The following is a 256-nucleotide window of genomic DNA, read 5'->3' as shown; positions in this document are numbered from 1 at the left end:
CAACAGACCCTGCCGCTCATTTGGAATTTGTAATCACTGAATCGGAAAACATTAAAATGAGTCATATTGACGAAAAAAAAGAATTACAGGACTATAAAGAAGAAGTTTTATCTAAAGCTCGTAAGACCATGTCTTCTGAGGAATTGGACTATGTTGAAGAAGATCTACGCTCGCCTTGTACTCAAGAAATTGCCGTTTTCAGACGATTTGCAGAGATTGTTGCTACAGTTGATTGTGATGTAGTCGTCATTGATAC

At 37.5% G+C, this 256-nt stretch carries 1 protein-coding gene; it reads left to right on the top strand.

Annotation, left to right across the window (positions count from 1 at the left end; genetic code table 11):
• Positions 1-56: 56 nt before the first annotated feature.
• A partial coding sequence (locus AAEY87_RS14175; protein ID WP_502945488.1) for an ArsA-related P-loop ATPase occupies positions 57-256 on the top strand: 200 nt, incomplete at its 3' end.

It is taken from the genome of Psychrobacter sp. S1-30-MNA-CIBAN-0213 (assembly GCF_040309845.1).
Lineage (GTDB): Bacteria > Pseudomonadota > Gammaproteobacteria > Pseudomonadales > Moraxellaceae > Psychrobacter.
Note: the sequence above shows the minus strand (reverse complement) of the source record. Positions and strands in the feature narration are given on the sequence as shown.